This is a genomic window from Providencia vermicola, from assembly GCF_010748935.1.
Lineage (GTDB): Bacteria > Pseudomonadota > Gammaproteobacteria > Enterobacterales > Enterobacteriaceae > Providencia > Providencia zhejiangensis.
Window position 1 is genome coordinate 505,289 of sequence record NZ_CP048796.1, and the last position, 21,114, is coordinate 526,402.

Annotated in this window: 14 protein-coding genes; 9 read left to right on the forward strand and 5 right to left on the reverse strand. The window is 40.2% G+C overall.

The window, feature by feature from the left end; all coding sequences use genetic code 11:
* Positions 1–170 precede the first annotated feature (170 nt).
* The 5 genes from G3341_RS02175 to arnT all read left to right on the forward strand — a co-directional run bounded on the left by G3341_RS02175 (position 171) and on the right by arnT (position 8,388).
* Positions 171–1,562 carry a carbohydrate porin gene (locus G3341_RS02175; protein ID WP_154621813.1) on the forward strand — a complete coding sequence of 464 codons (1,392 nt, stop codon included), beginning with the start codon at positions 171–173 and terminating at the stop codon, positions 1,560–1,562.
* Positions 1,563–1,792: 230 nt separating this feature from the next.
* Positions 1,793–3,151 (forward strand): anaerobic C4-dicarboxylate transporter DcuC, encoded by a 1,359-nt coding sequence (gene dcuC / locus G3341_RS02180; RefSeq protein ID WP_163860600.1) that lies wholly within the window; start codon positions 1,793–1,795, stop codon positions 3,149–3,151.
* A gap of 298 nt (positions 3,152–3,449) precedes the next feature.
* Positions 3,450–4,688, forward strand: coding sequence for an aromatic amino acid transport family protein (locus G3341_RS02185; protein ID WP_163860601.1), 1,239 nt, complete (start codon positions 3,450–3,452; stop codon positions 4,686–4,688).
* Between the two features lie 281 nt (positions 4,689–4,969).
* Positions 4,970–6,244, forward strand: a complete 1,275-nt coding sequence (locus tag G3341_RS02190; RefSeq protein WP_154622212.1) for a bifunctional O-acetylhomoserine aminocarboxypropyltransferase/cysteine synthase — start codon at positions 4,970–4,972, stop codon at positions 6,242–6,244.
* Positions 6,245–6,726: 482 nt separating this feature from the next.
* Positions 6,727–8,388, forward strand: a complete 1,662-nt coding sequence (gene arnT / locus G3341_RS02195; protein ID WP_163860602.1) for a lipid IV(A) 4-amino-4-deoxy-L-arabinosyltransferase — start codon at positions 6,727–6,729, stop codon at positions 8,386–8,388.
* A gap of 45 nt (positions 8,389–8,433) precedes the next feature.
* Here arnT and G3341_RS20435 read toward each other — a convergent pair whose 3' ends face one another.
* From G3341_RS20435 to G3341_RS02210, 4 genes are read right to left on the reverse strand one after another with little or no spacing between them, the layout of a single operon-like run.
* Complete coding sequence (locus G3341_RS20435) at positions 8,434–8,610, reverse strand: hypothetical protein (protein ID WP_167520908.1); 177 nt, start codon at positions 8,608–8,610, stop codon at positions 8,434–8,436.
* Complete coding sequence (locus tag G3341_RS02200) at positions 8,607–11,711, reverse strand: MexW/MexI family multidrug efflux RND transporter permease subunit (RefSeq protein ID WP_154622214.1); 3,105 nt, start codon at positions 11,709–11,711, stop codon at positions 8,607–8,609. Before G3341_RS02200 ends, G3341_RS20435 begins: the two co-directional genes overlap by 4 nt.
* A 10-nt stretch (positions 11,712–11,721) precedes the next feature.
* Entirely contained in the window at positions 11,722–12,831 is a 1,110-nt protein-coding gene (locus tag G3341_RS02205; RefSeq protein ID WP_154622215.1) for an efflux RND transporter periplasmic adaptor subunit, read from the reverse strand.
* A gap of 12 nt (positions 12,832–12,843) precedes the next feature.
* Positions 12,844–13,272 (reverse strand): DoxX family protein, encoded by a 429-nt coding sequence (locus tag G3341_RS02210; protein ID WP_154622216.1) that lies wholly within the window; start codon positions 13,270–13,272, stop codon positions 12,844–12,846.
* Positions 13,273–13,431: 159 nt separating this feature from the next.
* On the opposite strand from G3341_RS02210, the gene soxR reads away from it, so the two are divergent.
* Positions 13,432–13,929, forward strand: a complete 498-nt coding sequence (gene soxR / locus G3341_RS02215) for a redox-sensitive transcriptional activator SoxR (RefSeq protein WP_154622217.1) — start codon at positions 13,432–13,434, stop codon at positions 13,927–13,929.
* 286 nt (positions 13,930–14,215) lie between these two features.
* Here soxR and G3341_RS02220 read toward each other — a convergent pair whose 3' ends face one another.
* The gene (locus tag G3341_RS02220; RefSeq protein WP_163860603.1) at positions 14,216–15,211 is read right to left on the reverse strand and encodes an Ig-like domain-containing protein; all 996 of its coding nucleotides are present in this window, start codon (positions 15,209–15,211) and stop codon (positions 14,216–14,218) included.
* Positions 15,212–16,439: 1,228 nt separating this feature from the next.
* On the opposite strand from G3341_RS02220, the gene G3341_RS02225 reads away from it, so the two are divergent.
* The 3 genes from G3341_RS02225 to G3341_RS02235 all read left to right on the forward strand — a co-directional run bounded on the left by G3341_RS02225 (position 16,440) and on the right by G3341_RS02235 (position 20,911).
* Positions 16,440–17,231 (forward strand): inositol monophosphatase family protein, encoded by a 792-nt coding sequence (locus G3341_RS02225; RefSeq protein ID WP_163860604.1) that lies wholly within the window; start codon positions 16,440–16,442, stop codon positions 17,229–17,231.
* 43 nt (positions 17,232–17,274) lie between these two features.
* Complete coding sequence (gene uhpC, locus G3341_RS02230; protein WP_154622336.1) at positions 17,275–18,582, forward strand: MFS transporter family glucose-6-phosphate receptor UhpC; 1,308 nt, start codon at positions 17,275–17,277, stop codon at positions 18,580–18,582.
* 682 nt (positions 18,583–19,264) lie between these two features.
* The gene (locus G3341_RS02235) at positions 19,265–20,911 is read left to right on the forward strand and encodes a Na+/H+ antiporter (RefSeq protein WP_154622049.1); all 1,647 of its coding nucleotides are present in this window, start codon (positions 19,265–19,267) and stop codon (positions 20,909–20,911) included.
* Positions 20,912–21,114 lie beyond the last annotated feature (203 nt).

Genomic DNA, 21,114 nt, shown 5'->3' on the forward strand with positions numbered 1-21,114 from the left:
ATCTGATTTATTAATCATTATTCTGCTGTAGGCATCGTTAAAATTGTGATGATACACCGTTTTTTTGGTCATTTAATATGCAGTATTCTTATAATAAAAAATAAAACTTACGGTTAATTTCAGCAATCTTGGTTGGGCGATAAAAACCCTTTCTCCAACTAAGGAATGCTATGAAGATCAACTGGTTAATTAAAATAACATGCATGTTTTGGGGAGCGTTACCTGTAACCGTTCTGGCCGATATAACGCTAGCGGATATGGCGTCGCGCATTAAAGCGCTTGAGATTTTGACAGCCGAAGCTATTCAGCGAGCGGAGAGTGCTGAAAATCGAGCCAATAAATTAGCACAGATGATGACATTACAGGCAACGACACCATCATCCCAACCTAAAGAAGCGCTAAAGACAGACACAACAAAACCCACTATTAAATTTAATCAGCAGAATGGTGAGTTAAAGATCTACGGAAATATTGAGCTGAATATCGATGGTTCCAGTCGTAAAGGGCAAATGACATCGATACGTGAAGCGGTGAGTAAAAGTGCCAATAGTGGTAAAAATGATAATTGGGATATAAATGGGCGCATTTTGCTGGGTTTCCAAGGTAAACACCAACTCGCCAATGGTAATGAAACTGGCTTTCAAGTTGAACCTCTTGCTAAGGCAGATGGGGATATCGGGTTAGATGATGCTTTCTTTTATTTTGGAAAACATCATGACTGGACAATTAAAGTCGGGCGGTATGAAGGTTATAGTATGTTCCCCCTTGACCAAGATATTTTCATTTCTCACTCAGGTAACACCTCAAATAGCTTATATACCGATGGATATGGTTATGTTTATATGATGAAAGAAGGTCGGGGTCGCTCAAATGATGGTGGAAGTATCCAGCTCTCGAAAAGGTTGGACAATTGGTATTTTGAAGTGAATACCTTAGTTGAAGATGGAACCGCATTATTTGGTGATGAGCGCTATCATGGCTACGACCTTGATAACAGAAAAAGTGCAGTTTATCTTCGGCCTGTCGCTGTTTGGAAACCAAAACCATTGAAAATTGCATTGGCGATGGAGAGCCAAGTTATGCATAACGCTTATGGTGCGACAATTGATGGCAAGTGGCAAGATTTTTCAAGACGTAATGGCTATGGTTTAAATATCACTTGGGATACCACATCAAAAGATAAAATGAGTGGCATTAAAGCCGCTTTTAATACTGCTTATATGGAGGCTAATGCGGAAACGGACTTTTCAGCTGGCGGATATGCAAAATGGCGTCGTTTCGTTTTAGGTTATATATACGCTCACAATAATATTAAAGATTTTAATCCGAATAAATATCAATATGTACTGGATGATGAGTCGGTCCTCAATGGCGTTCCAGGAAAATATGATTTACATACTCTGTATGTTTCTTACGAAATCCCCAATATCTTACACATTGAAAACTATAATATTTATTTGGGTGCTTACTACTCAACGATAGCAACAGCGAAAAGCGAACTCATTGATAAGTCCGATGATGAACGATATGGGTTTCGTATTCGTTTCAAATATCTATTTTAGCCTTTAAATTACTAGAGGGCTTTTTCTTTAAAAAATATTAAAAATATAGAGAAATCGCCCTGAGTATTTCTGCCTTCAAAAATTCTTGTCCATTCTATAAAGCAAAGCGAATAGTTATTTTTTTATGATAATTATCTGTTCATGACATGATCCGCGTCAGTAAATTTCGCTTATATATTGGGCAGAGTACAGTTAACTAAAATTAAAATTATTTCAGGCAGGAGAAATATATGGTTGAACTGTTAATTGGCGTCATCGTCGCAATCGGCGTTGGGCGCTACATTATTAAAGGCTACTCGGCAACGGGCGTGCTGATGACAGGGGGTATTTTACTACTGATCATTACCGCAATTATGGGGAAAAGTATTTTACCTGAATCCGTGAAGGCGACGGGTTGGCGTGTTACAGATATTTTAGAATATATCAAATTCTTATTGATGAGTCGCGGTGGCGACTTAGGCATGATGATCATGGTGCTGTGTGGATTTGCGTCTTATATGACCCACATTGGTGCAAATGATGTGGTGGTGAAAATTGCCTCTAAACCATTAAAAATGATCAACTCACCTTATATATTAATGGTTGCAGCCTATATTGTTGCTTGTTTGATGTCATTAGCCGTTTCTTCAGCCACGGGGCTAGGTGTATTGTTAATGGCAACCTTATTCCCCGTTATGGTGAATGTCGGTATTAGCCGTGGTGGTGCCGCAGCGATTTGTGCTTCACCCGCGGCAATCATATTGGCGCCGACATCTGGCGATGTGATTTTAGCGGCAAAAGCCGCAGAGATGCCATTGATTGATTTTGCCTTTAAAACAACGCTGCCAATCTCCATTGCGGCGATCATCGCGATGTCGGTAGCGCACTTTTTCTGGCAGCGCTTTCTTGATAGAAAAGAGCACGTTAACGTTGAAATGTTAGACGTGAATGAAATTAAAACGCATGCACCTAGTTTTTATGCCATTTTGCCATTTACGCCAATTATTGGCGTACTGATTTTTGATGGTAAATGGGCGCCTGAACTGCATATCGTAACTATCATTGTTGGCTGCATTATTTTAGCCGCAATTATTGAATTTTTACGTAGCTTTAGTGCTAAGCACGTTTATGCTGGGCTGGATACTTGTTATAAAGGCATGGCGGATGCATTTGCGAGTGTCGTTATGTTATTAGTGGCCGCCGGTATATTTGCACAAGGTTTAAGTACCATTGGCTTTATCAAGGGGTTGATCGACCTTGCACAATCTTTCGGTTCCGGCGCGATAGTGATGATGATTGCATTGGTGATTATTACTATGCTTGCTGCGATGACGACAGGTTCAGGTAATGCGCCTTTTTATGCGTTTGTCGAGTTGATCCCACATCTAGCGAAACAAATGGGCGTTAACCCTGCTTATTTAGTCATTCCTATGTTACAGGCTTCCAATTTAGGGCGTACCTTATCACCTGTTTCTGGGGTGGTGGTTGCAGTCTCCGGTATGGCGAAAATTTCACCATTTGAGGTCGTGAAAAGAACTTCAGTTCCCGTGTTAGTTGGATTGGTTGTTGTGATTATTGCAACCGAAATTTTAGTTCCGGTTTATCTCTAGTTATTCATCAATCTAGTATCAAAATGGCTAGAAATAGTCTGTTTCTAGCCAAATTTAATTTATATGTTGATAGTTAATCAGGCTATTAATCGAAAATTTGTTAATTTTACGTGTGTTTTTTTTAAATGAAATGAGGTGTTTTATTTTTCATTTCTGTCTACTTTTCCTTATAAAGACCTTTTTTTGAGATCTACACCAAAAAGCCAAACAAAAGCCAAAAAATAAGCTAGGTACTGAATGGCAATTGATGCAAAATCCGCACATCTTTTTTTGTGTTAAATAAATAATGAAAAATGCTATGAAGACGACAGACAAACCAGTTAATAAATGGACCTATAAAGATTTTACGTGGGTTTTATCCTTATTCGGTACAGCGGTTGGTGCAGGGGTGTTATTTTTACCTATTAAAGCCGGTGCTGGAGGTTTTTGGCCATTAGTGATTCTTGCATTAATTGCGACCCCAATGATTTGGTTGGCCCACAAAGGATTAGCTCGTTTTGTTTTATCGGCAAAAAATCCAGATGCTGATATTACGGATACCGTGGAAGAGCATTTCGGTAAAGTAGGGGCAAACGTCATCACATTTGCTTACTTCTTCGCTATTTATCCTATCGTATTGATTTATGGCGTTGGGATTACTAATACCGTTGATTCATTCTTAGTAAACCAAATTGGCATGGAGCCTATTCCTCGTTGGCTACTGTCTGGCGTATTGATTGGTGCAATGACTGCCGGTGTGTTATTTGGTCGTGATTTAATGCTACGCGTGACTTCCATGATGGTTTATCCGCTGGTTTTCATTCTATTAGCGCTTTCTTTGTATTTAATTCCAGAATGGAACACTTCAATGCTTGAAGTGGCACCTGATTGGAGTGCAATGCCAGCAGTGGTATGGATGGCGATTCCTCTGATTGTATTCTCGTTTAACCATAGCCCAATCATCAGCCAGTTCACCAAAGATCAACGTCAACAATTTGGTGACCAAGCCGTTATTAAAACGGATATGATTACAGGCGGCGCTGCGATGATGTTAACTGGATTCGTGATGTTCTTTGTCTTTTCGGTGGTGTTATCGTTAAATCCTGCGGAGCTAGAAATCGCGAAAAAAGAGAACATTAGCGTGTTGTCGCATATTGCTAACATTAACCCATCACCAATCCTATCTTACTTAGGCCCAATTGTTGCTTTTGCGGCTATTGTATCCAGTTATTTTGGACACTTCTTAGGGGCTCATGAAGGTTTAGTTGGATTGATTAAATCTCGTTCATCTTTCTCTGTGAGAAAAATTGAAACGGCTTCTATGTTGTTCATTGTATTAACAACATGGATCGTCACAATTAGAAACCCAAGCATTTTAGGTATGATTGAAACGATGGGTGCCCCAATGATTGCGGCTATCCTGTTTATTCTACCTGTGGTTGCGATGCGTATTGTGCCAGCGATGAAAAAATTCAGCACATCAGCTCTTGCACAAGTGTTCACTTTAATTTGTGGTTTAGCTTCAATCACATCAGTTATCTATGGTGCGTTTCAATAATTGATGCCCCAGAATAAAAAAAGCCCACAGCAAGTGATTGTTGTGGGCTTTTTTATATCTTAAATTTATAACAAATAACCTAGTAAATAACGAATTACGGTGAGTTAATACTGTAGAGTCATTAATACTTAAGATATTTGTCTGTGTGAAATAATTTCAAGTTGAGACGGGTTGTCTGCTAGAGACTGTTAGGTAATATCTATTTATATAACAGGTACGTAGTAAATACAGAAGTCATAGAACTGACGGTACCCTTTACTACGGCATAATAAGGATAACAAATGAAATTAGAAACATTGTCGATTCACGCAGGCTACTCTCCTGATCCCACCACAAAAGCGGTTGCTGTTCCGATTTATCAAACGACCTCTTACGCTTTTGATGATACTCAGCATGGTGCAGATTTATTTGACTTAAAAGTCGCTGGCAATATTTACACTCGTATTATGAACCCGACGAATGATGTACTAGAACAGCGGGTGGCGGCATTAGAAGGTGGGATTGCTGGGCTGGCTGTTGCATCAGGAATGGCGGCTATCACTTATGCAATTCAAACTATCGCACAAGCGGGAGATAATATTGTTTCTGTTGCCAAACTTTATGGTGGCACATATAACTTAATGGCGCATGCGTTGCCACGTTTCGGGATTGAAACACGTTTTGCTGAGCATGATGATTTAGCCGCATTAGAAGCGCTGATAGATGATAAAACTAAGGCGGTATTTTGTGAATCCATCACGAATCCAGCAGGATTTGTGGTCGATATTGCAGCATTAGCTGAAGTGGCTCATCGCCACGGCGTACCGTTAATCGTTGATAATACGGTGGCCACACCTTATTTATGCCGTCCCATTGAGCACGGTGCTGATATCGTCGTGCACTCATTGACCAAATATATTGGAGGGCATGGAACCTCTATCGGCGGCATGGTTGTTGATTCGGGTAAATTTCCTTGGTTAGAACATGCGCAGCGTTTCTCACTATTGGTGGAGCCTGATATTGCATACCATGGCGTCAGCTATACGGAACACTTTGGTGCAGCTGCTTTTATTGCTCGTTGTCGCGTCGCGCCTTTACGCGGAACGGGGGCGGCACTTTCTCCATTTAATGCATTTTTGATTCTACAAGGCTTGGAAACGCTGGCTTTAAGAATGGAACGCCACACAGAGAATGCACTAAAAGTGGCTCAATATTTAGAAAACCACCCTCAAGTGGCTTGGGTCAAATATGCGGGATTAGCAAGTCATCCTGAGCATGCATTAGCGAAAAAATACATGCAAGGTAAACCCGCGGGTATCATGTCATTTGGCATTAAAGGTGGGCAAGACGCTGGGGCTCGCTTTATTGATGCATTAAAATTAATTGTGAGACTCGTGAATATTGGTGATGCTAAGTCATTAGCTTGCCACCCCGCTTCAACAACCCATCGCCAGCTTAACGATGCGGAATTAGCCAAAGCAGGGGTTTCGCGCGATATGATCCGCCTCTCTATTGGTATTGAACATATTGATGATATCTTGGCAGATCTTGAGCAAGCATTGAAAGCAGCTCAATAACGTTATCTGAACAGAGGTAGCGAATATTAGCGGTTATCGATAAAGTGAGCTTTATTGATAATCGCTTTTTTAATCTCACTATATTTAACGCAATCCTTGTTACTCTTTTTGTGATTATTATTCAATGGTTCGTTGTTAATGATAAGTTTAACCAAAGAATCCCTGATTTCTTATTACGAGAAATGATAAAGATATTTTATTGTTGACGGTGAACTCTTTGATGAGGAGCGAGTCTTAGCTATCGAGTACTTATTTGATATTTAATAACTCTTTATTTTATATCCATTTATTAATTGTTTAAGGATAATAAATTAATTTTTTACTCGTTTATATCAGGTTTATTTATGTTGGTGATAATGATGGGATGAATGAGCACTAAGCTAAATAATTATAATTGCGTTATGTCGTATCCATGTAGTCAATAACACTCAGATGTATATCTAATAATTATTAAGTTTTTATTAAAAGAATGGTTGAGAAAAATGATGATGGCAAATAATAAGATTGCCTACCTTAAATGGTGCCTGCTATTTGGGTTTGTATTACTGACGTACTTTATTCCGCTTAATGGCCGGCTTCTTTGGCAACCCGATGAGTTACGTTATGCTGAAATTAGCCGTGAATTGATTCTTAGTTATAACTGGAGTGTGCCTGAGCTTCTTGATATTCGTTATTTTGAAAAGCCAATTTTTGGTTACTGGGTGAATGCATTTTTTCAAATGCTGTTTGGCGAAAATAATGTTTCCGTTCGCCTCGGTGTGGTGTTTAGCACCTTAACCAGTGCTCTGTTTGTCTACCTCAGTGCAAAGATGGCATGGAAAAAAAATGACCTTGCGTTTAATGCCACTTTGATTTATCTCTCCATGTTAATGGTGCTCGCCATTGGAACCTATAATGTCCTCGACCCTATTTTGACGGCATTTATCACGATGGCTATCTTCTTTTATCAATGGGGCCTAACAACTAAAAGCTTCTCGCATAAGTTGATCGCATTTATTTTACTCGGTGTGGCGGGTGGCCTTGGATTGATGACAAAAGGCTTTTTGGTTTTGGTTATACCGGGGTTAGTGATTGTTTTAAGTTCGCTTTACTATCAGCAATTTAAAGAGGTTTTTTGTTTTGCTTTTGTCTCTTTGTGTAGCTTGTTCCTGGTTTGTCTGCCTTGGGCGATTGTGATTGCAGGTCGTGAGCCAGATTATTGGCATTATTTCTTTTGGGTTGAGCATGTACAGCGTTTTATGTCGGAAGATGCGCAAAACCGTTCACCTTTCTGGTTCTATATACCTATCTTGATAGCAGCGGTATTGCCTTGGCTCGGTTATTTTTTAGCCGCGTTAGTGAATGGTTTTCGTCAAAAGGGCTTACACATTTATTTCCTGATGTGGTTCTTGGTACCTTTCCTATTTTTTAGTATTACTAAAGGTAAGTTATTGACCTATATACTTCCTTGTCTGGCTCCCGTTGCCGTCTTAATGGCCGCTTATATCGATAGAATTAGACAACAAAATCGCGTTGGGACGATTCGCCTTAATGCCGTGATTAATATCAGTATTGGGCTGATTCTTGCGGTTGCCTTGTTTGTATTACCTTATTTCCCACAAGTGAGTCCCTATTCACTCGATGAGGATAACAAAAGGTTACTGGCTGCTGGTGCATTCCTCTTTTGGGGGTTTGCTGGTGTTATCTCATATCATCGTCGATATTGGGCTTGGGCGGCCGCTTGTACTCTTGCGTTGAGTTTGAGTGTAGGCCATGTGATCCCTGATAAGGTTGCCAGTAACAATACCCCTCAAAAATTGATCGAAAAATACCGTCCACAGTTAGCCAATAAAACGTATTTGCTGACAAATAATGTAGGGTTAGGAACTGCATTGGCTTGGGTATTAAAGCGTAGTGATATTACGATGTTACACCAAAATGGTGAGCTGAATTATGGATTAAAATATCCGGATGCAGCGAATCGATTCTATCGCTTAGATCAACTGCCGACGTTATTAGAACAACATAATTATCAAGATATTGCTGTACTCGTCGAGGCTTCGCAAGATGATATATTAGCCGCTTTGCCGGGGAAACCAATAATTGTCTATGAAGGCAATCTCGTCTTTGTTTTTTATAATGGACGCAACGGATTGATAGAATAGTAAAAAGCCGCATATCTTAGGTATGCGGCTTACTGAATATAGAGTCTATTTTGTCATTTTATCCAGAGTGGGCTCCCCTTTTTCATTGGGGGACTTTGTAGCATGACCCGTCAGCCCGTGGTAAATCATTAGCATGGCAAAGCTATTGCTCATGGTACTAATGTCATTGTTACTCATGGCTCGACTGTTTTTTGAATGACGATTCGTGATGCTATGGTTCATTGCGCTTTCTCCTCATCTTCTTTCAGTAGGCGATTCGCTTCGGCTAGCTCGTAACGTCTTGGGGTTAATGCAGTTGAACTGTGGTTACGTGCAAGTAGCGAGTAAATGGTGGGAAGAACAAACAATGTGAATAGAGTACCGACTAACATACCCGTTACGATCACAAGGCCTAATCCAAAACGGCTGTTCGCACCGGCTCCTGTTGCAAAGAGCAAAGGAACTAAACCAATGACCATTGCCGCGGTGGTCATTAAAATAGGACGTAAACGAATTTGTGCAGCTTTTAAAATTGCTTGGCGTTTATCCAATCCTTCGTGCGCCTGCAATTCATTCGCAAACTCGACCATCAAGATCCCGTGTTTACTGATAAGCCCGATTAATGTTACCAATCCGATTTGCGTATAAATATTGAGGGTCGCGTATCCGAATGCGAGAGGAATGAGTGCCCCACAAATGGAGAGTGGTACCGTGATCAAAATAATCAATGGGTCGACTAAACTTTCGTACTGTGCCGCAAGAACAAGGTAAATGATGATGAGCGCCGCCATAAATGCAAAGGCGAGGGTGTTACCTTCTTGTTTATATTGGCGCGAATCAGATTGCCAGTCATGGCTAAAACCAGCAGGCAGCTCATTGGCAATGTTTTCTAAATAAGAAACAGCCTGTCCTAATGTGACACCAGGAGCGGGAATCGCTTGGAATATTGCCGCATTTTGCTGATTAAACTGCGTTAACTTATTTGGCTCAATTTGTGTATTGATGTCGACCACGGTTGATAGTGGGATCATGGTGCCATCTTGTGCTTTGACATAGTGACGAGCAAGCGCATCTGGTGTTAAGCGTTGGCTACGAACACTTTGTGGAATAACATCGTAAGAACGTCCATCCATACCGAAGCGGTTTATGTAGTTCTCACCGACTAAGAGTGTGAGTGATTCTCCGATATCCTGCATACTGATGCCAAGGCTATTGGCTTTTGAGCGGTTAATTTTGACTTCAACCACTGGGTTGTTGTAATCAAGGTCGCTATCTACCACCATAAATAGCCCACTTTCACGAGCCTGTTGCTTGATCTCCTCCATCGTTTTATATAAGACAGGGTAGCCTTGAGGGCTTCTGAGAACCATTTGTATTGGTAGGCCGCCAGTAGAGCCAGGGAGGGCAGGTAATTGGAATACAAAGATGCTATTACCTTCAACATCACCAACCATGCCTTGTAAATCGGCCTGAATGGCGGATGCTGGGCGCTCACGCTCTTCCCATGAACTTAGATTGGTCCCACCGAAGCTGGAAGATATACCGTCAGTACCATTAATGATCCATGTACTTTCGGTTTCAGGTAATTCCATCATCACATCATGAAGTTTGCGAGAAAAACGCTCAACATATTCTAAGTTAGCATGTTGTGGTGATTTAATTGCTGTTAACACGGCCGATTGGTCTTCAACAGGCGCTAGCTCGCGGGGTGCGGATTGGTATAACAGTGGTAAGCTAATAAATACGAACACTGCGATAATACCGGTGATCCAGCGGTGTTTTAACGAGAAGTTAAGGCCTTTCGTGTAGTAATTTGCTAAGAAGGTAAAAAACTTTTCCGCAGCATGAGCCATACGGCCTTCATTTTGTTTTGAGTTCAACATAAATGAACTCATTACAGGGGATAATGTTAATGCCACGATACCTGAAACAATGACAGAGCCTGCGAGAGTTAACGCAAATTCTTTGAATAACGCGCCAGTCAAACCTGACATTAAACCAATTGGGGCATAAACTGCTGCCAAAGTAATGGTCATCGCAATGACAGGACCTGCGACTTCACGAGCGCCAATTAATGCTGCCAGTACCGGTGATTTACCTTCCTCAATATGACGGTGAACGTTTTCGACAACAACAATGGCATCATCAACAACTAACCCGATGGCCAAGACCATTGCAAGTAGTGTTAATAAGTTGATACTAAAGCCAAACGCCATCATGAGTGCAGCCGCACCTAACATTGACAGTGGAATGGCTAATATAGGAATAATAACGCTACGGATGGAACCTAAACATAAATAAATAACAGCAATAACAATCAATAACGCTTCGACGAGTGTATTGAATACCTGATCGATTGAGGCTTTGATAAAGCGGGATGTTTCAAAGGCCATCTCCACTTTCACGTTAGGCGGCAATGTTTTTATGATATCAGGCATTAACTTGTTCATGCCATCAACAATCACCAGAGGGTTTCCGGTCGGCGTTGCAAATAAACCTAAATAAATTGCAGGCTCACCATTCATTAAACCGCTAGTTTCAGTGGCGGATGCACCCAATTCTATCGTGCCAACATCACGTAAACGTACCAGTCCATTGCCGTCATTGCGAATAACTAAGTCTTGGAACTCAGAGACATTGGTGAGATCAGTATTAACATAGACGTTTGAAATGACATATTCGCCTTTCACTTTACCGGGAGCAGCTTGATAGTTATTTTGTCTGACAGCTTGAGCGACATCTGCGGCAGACAGTCCTCGGCCAGCCAGTTTGTCGGCATCTAACCATAAGCGCATAGCTAATTGTTGCCCACCGAATACTTGAACTTTGGCAACCCCTTCAATAGAAGAGTACATAGGCTCAACAACTCGTGACAAATAATCCGTCAGAGCAGGAATGGAAAGGGTGGTACTGGAAAATCCGATATAAGCAACCGCGGTAGACTCACCGGAAGAAAGCTCAATCACTGGGTCATAAGCTTCTTTAGGCAGCTTGTAACGCACTTGATTCACCTTGGCCATCACTTGCGCGAGTGCTTGAGTTGAATCTCGATTAAGTTCCATTCTCACCGTGACTAAGCTACTCCCTTGCACAGAAGAAGAAGATAAATAATCGACACCTTCAACTGAAGAAACAGCTTGGGCAATAGGTTGAGTCACAAAGCCCTGCATCAAGTTAGCGGATGCACCTGGATATTGTGTGGTGATAGTGATAGTGGAACTTTCTAATTGAGGATATTGGCGAATAGGGAGTTTGCTTAATGCAAATAACCCTATTAAGACAATTAAAGCACTCACCACCAGCGCCAAAACAGGTCGGCGCACAAAAACATCAGTAAATTTCATAGCGCCGTCCTTATGAATCTTGAGCTGTCTTAACGGGTGATTCTGTTAGTGTGTCTTGTGCTACAGGGGTAATGGCAGAACCATTATTGAGGCGAAGTTGCCCTGAGGTGATCACCTTGTCGCCCGCTTTTAAACCTTGCTCAATTTCAATTTTGCCATCCCAACGTTGGCCTATTTTCACCGAGACTTGTTTTGCCGTCATATTTTCACCACTACCTTCAGCAATGAAAACGGTGTCACCGTACGCGGTATAAGTGACTGCGGTTTCAGGAATAGTTAGTACAGCAGACTCTGCTTGACGTATCACATTGACGTTAGCGTACATACCGGCCTTTAACTCACCAGCACTATTTTCTAGCGTGGCTTGGAGTTGGATGGTGCGTGACTTACCGACTAACGGATCAATAGCGCTGATACGAGCAGGGAAGGTTTTGCCGGGATAAGCATCAACATTGATATCGACAATTTGGCCGACATGCAATTCAGGCGCAGCTTGTTCATCAAGAGAAAAGTTGAGTTTCAATGTTTGAGTATCAACTAGGCTAGCTATCGCTTCACCCGGACTCAGGTATTGTCCTTCATGTACCTGACGAATACCGATAGTGCCATCAAATGGAGCACGAATAGCCTTTTGCGCGATTAAAGCTTGTGTTTGGCGGATTAGCCCTTGCGCTATATCGCGCTCTGCTCGTGTACTGTCCACTTGCGCTTCTGCCACTAAATGTTTGGCTGCCAGTGTACGAGTTCTATCATACAGCCTTGACGCATTACGCAACTGAGCTTGATAGCGAGCCAAGTCGGCTTGCTCGACGGCATCATTCAGTTGTACTAGGAGCTGGCCTTTTTTAACCTGCTGGCCTGATTCAAAATTAATTTTTGTGATGCGACCACTGGTTTCAGCGGCAACAAACACTTGGCTACCGGCCTCTAACTCACCAACACCATAAAAAGTACGTGGAGCATTATCTTGAGTCACTGGTGCTAAAGCGACCTTCACTGGTGGATATTGATAAGCCGCTTGTTCGTCTTTTTCATCTTGAGCATAAGACGTGTAAATCGCGGCTCCACCGCCAGCTGCAATAAGTAAAGAACACAGTGTAACAATTGTTTTTTTATTCATTATCAATACCTACTATTTCTGTGCCTTAACAGCGAAATAAAGCTCACGGAAATGACCCGCGATAGCGACTGCCATTAATCCTCCGATAACCGAAGTGTGCTCAATAGCCCAAAACATGGCGATTTTCGCTTCTTCACCGGTATAACTCCAAAAGGTATGAACAACGACAATAGTCAAGAATAAAAATACGGCTAAAGCACCGGTGCCTAGCCATAGTAGTCGGTTAAAGAGTAATAATAGTGAGCCGACTAGCATGACCGCAGCAGAGGCGATATTGAAAAACCAATCTGGATGTAACCCTGCTGCGCGCATTTCTGCTAGGCTATTTTCATAGTCAAAAACCTTTGCTAGGCCAGATGAAATGAACAGAACTGACATCAGCAAACGAGCGATAATCCATAATGTGTTGCTTTCTAAAATTTTGGCAATTACCGATGGCATAGCCTATCCCCTTTAAAAACAAGTTAACCTGCATGTCATACAATGAGTGCTGTCACCACCTCATGCAGAAAATAGAATGGAATAATCTGAATTGACAAATTCAGTGGCTGGCACTATAAAACCTTAAGTTAAGTTGAGGTCAAGAGAAGGTGGGTAAAAATGACGGAGAAAGACACGAAAACGACAAAAAGGCGTGCTAAGGGTGAACATAAGATCGATTTTACAAGGGCATTAACGGTTGGAGAGGTGGCAAAACGTTCTGGTGTACCTGTATCGACTGTCCACTTTTATGAGTCAAAAGGGTTAATTCAAAGTACGAGAACACAAGGCAATCAGCGACGCTTTCCTTCTGTGGTATTACGCTATATCGCAATTATTAAAGTGGCTCAGAGCACTGGTATTCCATTAAAAGAGATTCAAGACGCATTGGGAAAATTTCCAGCGAATAGCAAACTCACTTCAGAGCAGTGGAAGGAGATGTCAACTGAATGGAAAACGTCGTTAGATAGAAGGATCCGACAGCTCACGCGTTTACGTAATGAACTAGACCACTGCATTGGTTGCGGCTGTTTATCGCTGAGTGAATGTCCACTGCGCAACCCTGATGATGTGTTAGGGCGTAAAGGACCAGGTGCTCGAATTCTAGAACGACCGTAAACGATTGTGATTATTAACTGGTTAAGTGATGAACCTTTCACTTGGCTGGTAAATACTGGTTGGTAATAAGCTAATCTCATTTGAATACAATGAATAATCGAACATTGAACCTGCTGGAACAGAGTATGACTTGATAGCAATCTATAATATAAGGCGGTTTTACTCTGAGTTAGCCAGCAATAATTACTGTATGCGCTGTATGATTAAGCTGCTGACCATGTTTATCAAGCGGTGTTGCCAAATGCACTGTCACCTCACTGATATTCAGCGAGGTGACAGTGATTTTTTACGAAAGAGAAGTGCCTAAATCTTTAAAGATAAAGTGGTGGGTTTCTCCTATGTTAGTAGTAGAGTAGAAATATTCTTTCATTATTGAACCCCCTCTCGAGCAATAGAAAGGTCTACCTTCAATATTAAAATCATCTAATAGCACGGGATCATCGTTAAGTAAGGCACATCTATTATTCAGCCCATTAAATAAAGTTCCCTTAGGGCAGCTAGCTACCCTGATATCGGCTCTATTACTCAGATGAAAAGAGTAATAGCGACCAGGCTCAAAAACAAAATCTTCACCTAAAAGGCCAAAGTGACCGAGAAGACTTCTAGTGCCTTTAATGGTAATATCACCTTCAATCGTACTGGCAGGCACTTCTGGAATAAAGCTAATAAATTGCGGTTCTGCATAGATATTTTCTGTAACCGCATGAGCGGTAATAAACACACTTTCTGCTTTGGTATCCGTAATAGTAATGAGCAATTGTCCATAAGAATCCGTTACGCCGAAAGCAGGCGCAATGTTAGCTGAACTGGTTGCTGGTAATTTATCAAATGTAATATATTCATTTTCTTTTGGCTGACCATTAACAAGTAACTTATAGACGATATAGTTAGTATCTTTTCCGTCAGCTTGGGCATTATTTTTCAGAACGTAAGAGAACAATTCATTATCAGTATTATTATGATCAGAAAATACACTCGTTGTCGACGTTGAGTAATTTTGATTATTATAATTAACTAGGGCAAATACTAATACAGACTCTTCTGTACTCGCTAATAAAACACGACATTTTCCTTCTGAATCTGTGTGTGCCGTTATACTACGTTGGTCATTTGAAAACTTGGCATTTTGATGACTGGTATGAAAACTCACTTGAGCGCCATTAATTGGCATATCACCAAAAGAGAAGACACAGATAATCTCATTATAACTGACACCATCCGCTGATGCGGTATTAGAGCTAGTGATTAAAAATATAACGTTAGAATTTGATTTTTCATTCATAATAGGTCACCTTATCGAGGTTTTTGTTAAAATTAAAATAAACTTACGGGTAAAAAAGAACGACTTTCTTTAATCATTAAAATAAAATAATCAAAAATGCGGAAGCATCTATAAACATGAAGCAAACATATCCTTATGAAATTATTATTTGGATTATCAAATTTTAAATATGGTTTAATATAATGTATTAAAATGTCAGTTATTATTTTATTAAGAACTAATGCTTAATATTCAGTTGGTTATCCAGTCATCAAGTTAACTTTTGATAAATAATGAGTCTAAATTTAGATTATGATCCAGTATGTCTGGTGTATTCATTACTGTGCTGTTGTTATTGTAAGTATCTTTATTTCATTATGTGTTTTTTCTCATATTGATAATCATCTGACTCAGTGGAAATTTAGTGAGTGATTATAAGTATCATCTGTTTTCTTTAATTTGCAAATAAAATAGACAAATAATATATTAATTTTAATTTGGTCTTTTATTTCTTATATAAGATGATTTTTTCGATCTTAATGGGATGCGATTAAGGGAATTAATCTATTTAATAATGTTCATCACGGGAGGAATGTGCAATATATTCAGTCGACGAATTTCAGAATGAGAAGGGTTAATTGATTTCGATTTTTATTTGAATGTTGAAATAGTATTGATAATAGCGAACACGGTTATCTGTTTAGAATCATTCAATAACATTATTTATTAAAAACTATAGATTAAAGAAAATGCGACTTTAGATAATATGAATTATCTAAAACAGCTCAATAAATAAGGCATACTATATTCTGACTATTATCAAACAGCGACCTTTCAGTATAAGCTCTGTTCAAAGCACACACTCTGACGAATTCATTTCTCTCATTGGTTTTTATTCGTCGAACTTAGGTCTGTATTTTATCAGTGCTAAGCCTCAGTCAATCTCTGGTCACTCTACGTATTATTCCTTGGCTTGACAGCCGTTATGCCGAATTACGCACTATTTCCGTGGAAACTTATCAAGATCATCGAGACAAAATCCCTCAGTCTATAAATTGAAACATTATTGAAACAATAAATTCACAAAACCATCAAGTTGGTTATTGTGTCTCAAGAGTCAAATTTCGCTATGGGTAGAGTGAAAACTCAATTCATATATCAACTATTTAAATAAAAAAACAAATGGTTAAGTTTTTTAGGTCGCGAAGATGATCGTTAAAAACAGGCAAGCAGAACAAGAGAGGTCACCATGGATTATCGTATTTTTTTACAAGCAGCACATGTTGCCGCAGACAGGGCTCGTTATATTTTAACGGAACATCGTAAAAATAAACTTTATGAGCATATTTATTTTGATACTAAAGATGATGAAAGTCCTGTTACTGAAATTGACCAGTATGTAGAACGAGAAATTAGACAAATTATCCAAACATTTCATCCCGAACATAACATTTTGGGTGAAGAATATGGCTTTCAATTAGGAGAATCAGAGTTTACTTGGGTTATTGACCCTATTGACGGTACTCGGCAATTTATTGCAGGGATTCCGATTTACGGCACACTCATTTCGCTTTGTCACCACGGAGTACCTGTTTTAGGTATTATCGAACACCCTGCCGTCTCAGAACGTTGGGTTGGTGTAAAAGGCCACCCATCAACATTAAATGGCTTGCCCATTCAAACCCGTAATTGCACTCAGTTAGAGTTAGCGCTCATGTCTTCCAGTAATACCGAACCTGTTTTACCTGAACATCGCGCAGGCTACGAACACATTATACCTAAAACGAAATGGCGAGTTTATGGAGCAGCTTGTTACTCCTATGCCTGTCTTGCTACAGGGCGTATTGATTTAAGTATTGATAGTGGTGGCATGCGGGAGGTTGATTACTGTGCGTTAGTCCCCGTTATCGAGGGCGCTGGAGGAAAAATTACAGATTGGGATGGAAAACCGTTAACGATGCATTCAGGAAAAACCGTCGTTGCGGCGGGAACAGCAGAGCTCCATCGACAAGCATTGGAAATATTACAGCAGTTTTTATAAATAACGACAAAAAATAAAAATAATGGTTATTGAGGAGAATGTTATGTTCCGATGGATAAAAACGTTACCCGACCAACCCCCTATAACAGATAAAAAAGAAATAGATAAACTTTATCGTTATTGGCGAATTCATATTATGATTGCGTTATATGCTGGGTACGCAACGTATTATTTCACCCGTAAGAGCTTTAATTATGTGATGCCTGAAATGATTAAAGATCTGGGAATTAGTATTTCTGATGTTGGTATATTAACGACAGCATTTTATTTAGTATATGGCATCTCTCGTTTTGCTTCCGGTATTATGAGTGATGCCTCTAATCCCCGCTTTTTCATGGGAGTGGGATTAATCATTACTGGGTTTATCAACATTTTTTTTGGGATGAGCTCAAGTTTATGGTTATTTACTTTCTTTTGGGTGTTAAATGCTTTTTTCCAAGGCTGGGGATGGCCGCCATGCTCTAAGTCCTTAACCTCATGGTATTCTCGTAATGAGCGAGGGCTATGGTGGTCTATCTGTAATACCTCCCATAATGTTGGTGGTGCTATTATTCCTCTATTAGCTGGGGGGCTAGCAGTACATTATGGTTGGCGTTACGGTATGTATATACCCGGTATCATTGCAATTGTTGTTGGGTTATTTGTCTGTTTACGTTTGCGAGATAAACCTTCAACAATGGGGCTGCCAACCGTAGGACATTGGCGTAATGATGAACTTGAATTACAACAAGAAGCCTCTAGTCGAAAATTAAAACTTTGGCCCATTTTAGTTCAATATATATTTACCAATAAATATGTTTGGTTATTAGCCATATCCTATATTCTTGTTTATATCGTACGTATTGGATTGAATGACTGGACTAATTTATATTTAGTCGAAGAATATGGTTATGATTTAATTAAAGCTAACTCAGCCCTGTCATTCCTAGAAATTGGGGGATTTATTGGCACATTAGTCGCTGGTTGGGGATCTGACTTTTTCTTTAAAGGGAATAGAACACCGATGAATATTATCTTTATGATAGGTATTGGTGTTGTGGCTGCTTTTTTATGGCTATTCCCTGAAATGGGGTATTTATTAATCTCAGTCTGCTTCTTTTTTGTTGGTTTCTTTATTTTTGGGCCACAAATGTTGATTGGTATGGCGGCCGCAGAAGCTTCTCATAAAGATTCAGCTGGTGCTGCAACTGGGTTTGTTGGTTTATTTGGTTATTTAGGCGCGGCTTTGTCGGGATACCCACTGGCTAAGATCATTGAAACCGCAGGGTGGAATGGTTTCTTTATGACAATGATAATCGCCACACTTTTATCAGCAGTATTGTTATTACCTTTATTAATAAAAAAGAAATAACACGTTCTTAAACGTATAAAGAGCGTTAGTGGTAACGACACTAATGCTCTTTTTCTGTATCCCCTATCATCTATTTAACGCCGATATATGCACTCACCTATGCATTGTTTCAATTACATTGCTCATGCATTGAGATTCATCACCAAGAAAGCGGTCTTTGCCATAAGTTCGAATGTTAAATATTGATGCCAGTGATAGCGGGAGTGAATAGTGTCATACGTATCACTGGCATATTTAATCGTTCGTCTGAGTCTGTTAGTGACCATTGAAGATAGGCAACAGTGTTAGCGTGATAGGAAAGGAGATCAGCAGATTTAAGCAACCAACAATATACTGACTCATCTGTTTTCGAGCCTTCAGGCAAACAGAAAGGGCATGACAACAGAAACAACTGGGTGCCTAGATGTTGAAGAGAAAAAAACGCCAGAAAAGCAAAATTAAAGAGGGGAATGTAATTTATCTGTGCTAATTATAATAAATATTTAATTATCATTAAGATAGATTTTCATTCATCACTATTTGATGATAACGGTAATATTTTGTAACAGAATGATTGTGTTATAAGTTTTATGATAATTCTGTTTTTTTATTTTCTGACTAAATAGATACTTTACATCGATTCAATTTATCTATTTACTTTCCTACTGATAACGTCTATTTAGTTTAAAATTGGAGCAAATCCATGTCAGTTGTGACCCTTGTTTTGGTATTTTTACTCGCCGTGATTGTGAGTGTTTTTATCTCACGGTTACTTAAGGATATTATTCCTTTACCTATTATTCAGATAGCGCTCGGTGCTGGGCTATCCGTTTTTGGTTTTACGGTTGAATTTGAACCGCATCTATTTCTATTCCTGTTTATTCCTCCATTACTGTTTTTAGATGGATGGCGTATCCCTAAAGAAGCGTTATTCCAAGAAATAAAACCTATCATGTCGCTGGCAATTGGCCTTGTTGTGGTCACGGTGATTGGGATGGGGTTCTTTATTCACTGGTTGATTCCTGCTATCTCACTCGCCGTTGCTTTCGCGTTGGCGGCCATTTTATCCCCGACTGATCCGGTATCGGTCTCTGCAATGACAGTTAACTCACCTTTACCTTCGCGTATGGCGCATATTCTTGAAGGTGAATCACTGCTCAATGATGCAACAGGTTTGGTTTGCTTTAGTTTTGCTGTCACCGCAGCGCTAACCGGCACCTTCTCATTAGCATCGGCGGCTGGACAATTTGTACTCGTTGCTTTCGGCGGTATTTTAATTGGTTTGTTAGTGGCTTGGGTCATCGGTTGGTTAAACCAATTTTTAGTCAAGCGTACGGGGGAAGAGCCTGCTATCCAAATTATGATCAGCCTATTAATGCCATTCAGTGCATACCTATTGGCTGAACATCTGCATGTCTCTGGTATTTTAGCCGCGGTGGTTGCGGGTATCGCAATGCACTATGAAAAAATTGCAGGACGCATGCAAGCCGCAACGCGTATGCAGAGTAAGGCAGTATGGGATACCGTACAAACAGCCCTGAATGGTATGATTTTCATCCTGTTAGGTGAGCAATTACCAAGTATGTGGAATAACATGCCAGAGGTAGCCGAAGCGGCTGGTGCTAGCCATCCATGGATGCTATTTGTATACGTGATTGTTATTACAGTGGCATTGGCTATTTTACGTTTCGGTTGGGTATGGATATCCATGACATTAACGGTATTCCATAATCGCCGTCGTGGTAAAGAGGCTGATGTATTACATATACGCATGATGGCAGTCATGGCGACAGCGGGGGTACGAGGCGCCATTACTTTAGCGGGTATCTTAACTCTCCCATTATTGATGCCAGACAACTCCTTGTTTCCAAATCGTGATGTTGCAATCTTTTTAGCGATGGGGGTGATTCTCTGCTCTTTGCTGATTGCCAGTGTCGCATTACCTATTCTGACCAAAGGGTTAGTCCAAGATTTACCGTATGATAATGATGAAATTCGTGCACGTATGGCATTGAATGAAGCCGCAATGGCTCATTTACGCGAGCTAATGAATCATCCTTCAGAGGATATGGATGAAATCGCAATGCGTACAGAAGTCGGGGCCCAATTATTGGAAATCTATGGCAGACGTTTAGATAACACCGATGAAACCGAATCCGATGTTTATGATTTACATAAAATGATTGATATGGAACGTGAAATGTCTCGTTCTGCCTTACAAGCGAAGCGCGATGCGCTATATCTCATGCGTAAAGGTAAAAATATCAACGAACGTGTATACCATCGCTTACGTGATGAATTAGACCTCAAAGAAGAGACGCTAAATCATCATAAAAACAAAAAGCATTAATGAAAGCGTGGCCAGACTATATGTTCTGGCCCTTTTTTTATCTTTTAAGCATAAAGGCCACTTCCCAGCTCAATAGCTTGATATGCTATGGAAAAACCTTGTTTATCTCCAGCATCTCGTTGTCATCGCAGGAACCTTTTTAGTCATTGATTAAACTATCGTGCTAAGCAATCATGTGTAAAATAAAAAAGTGATAATAGAAT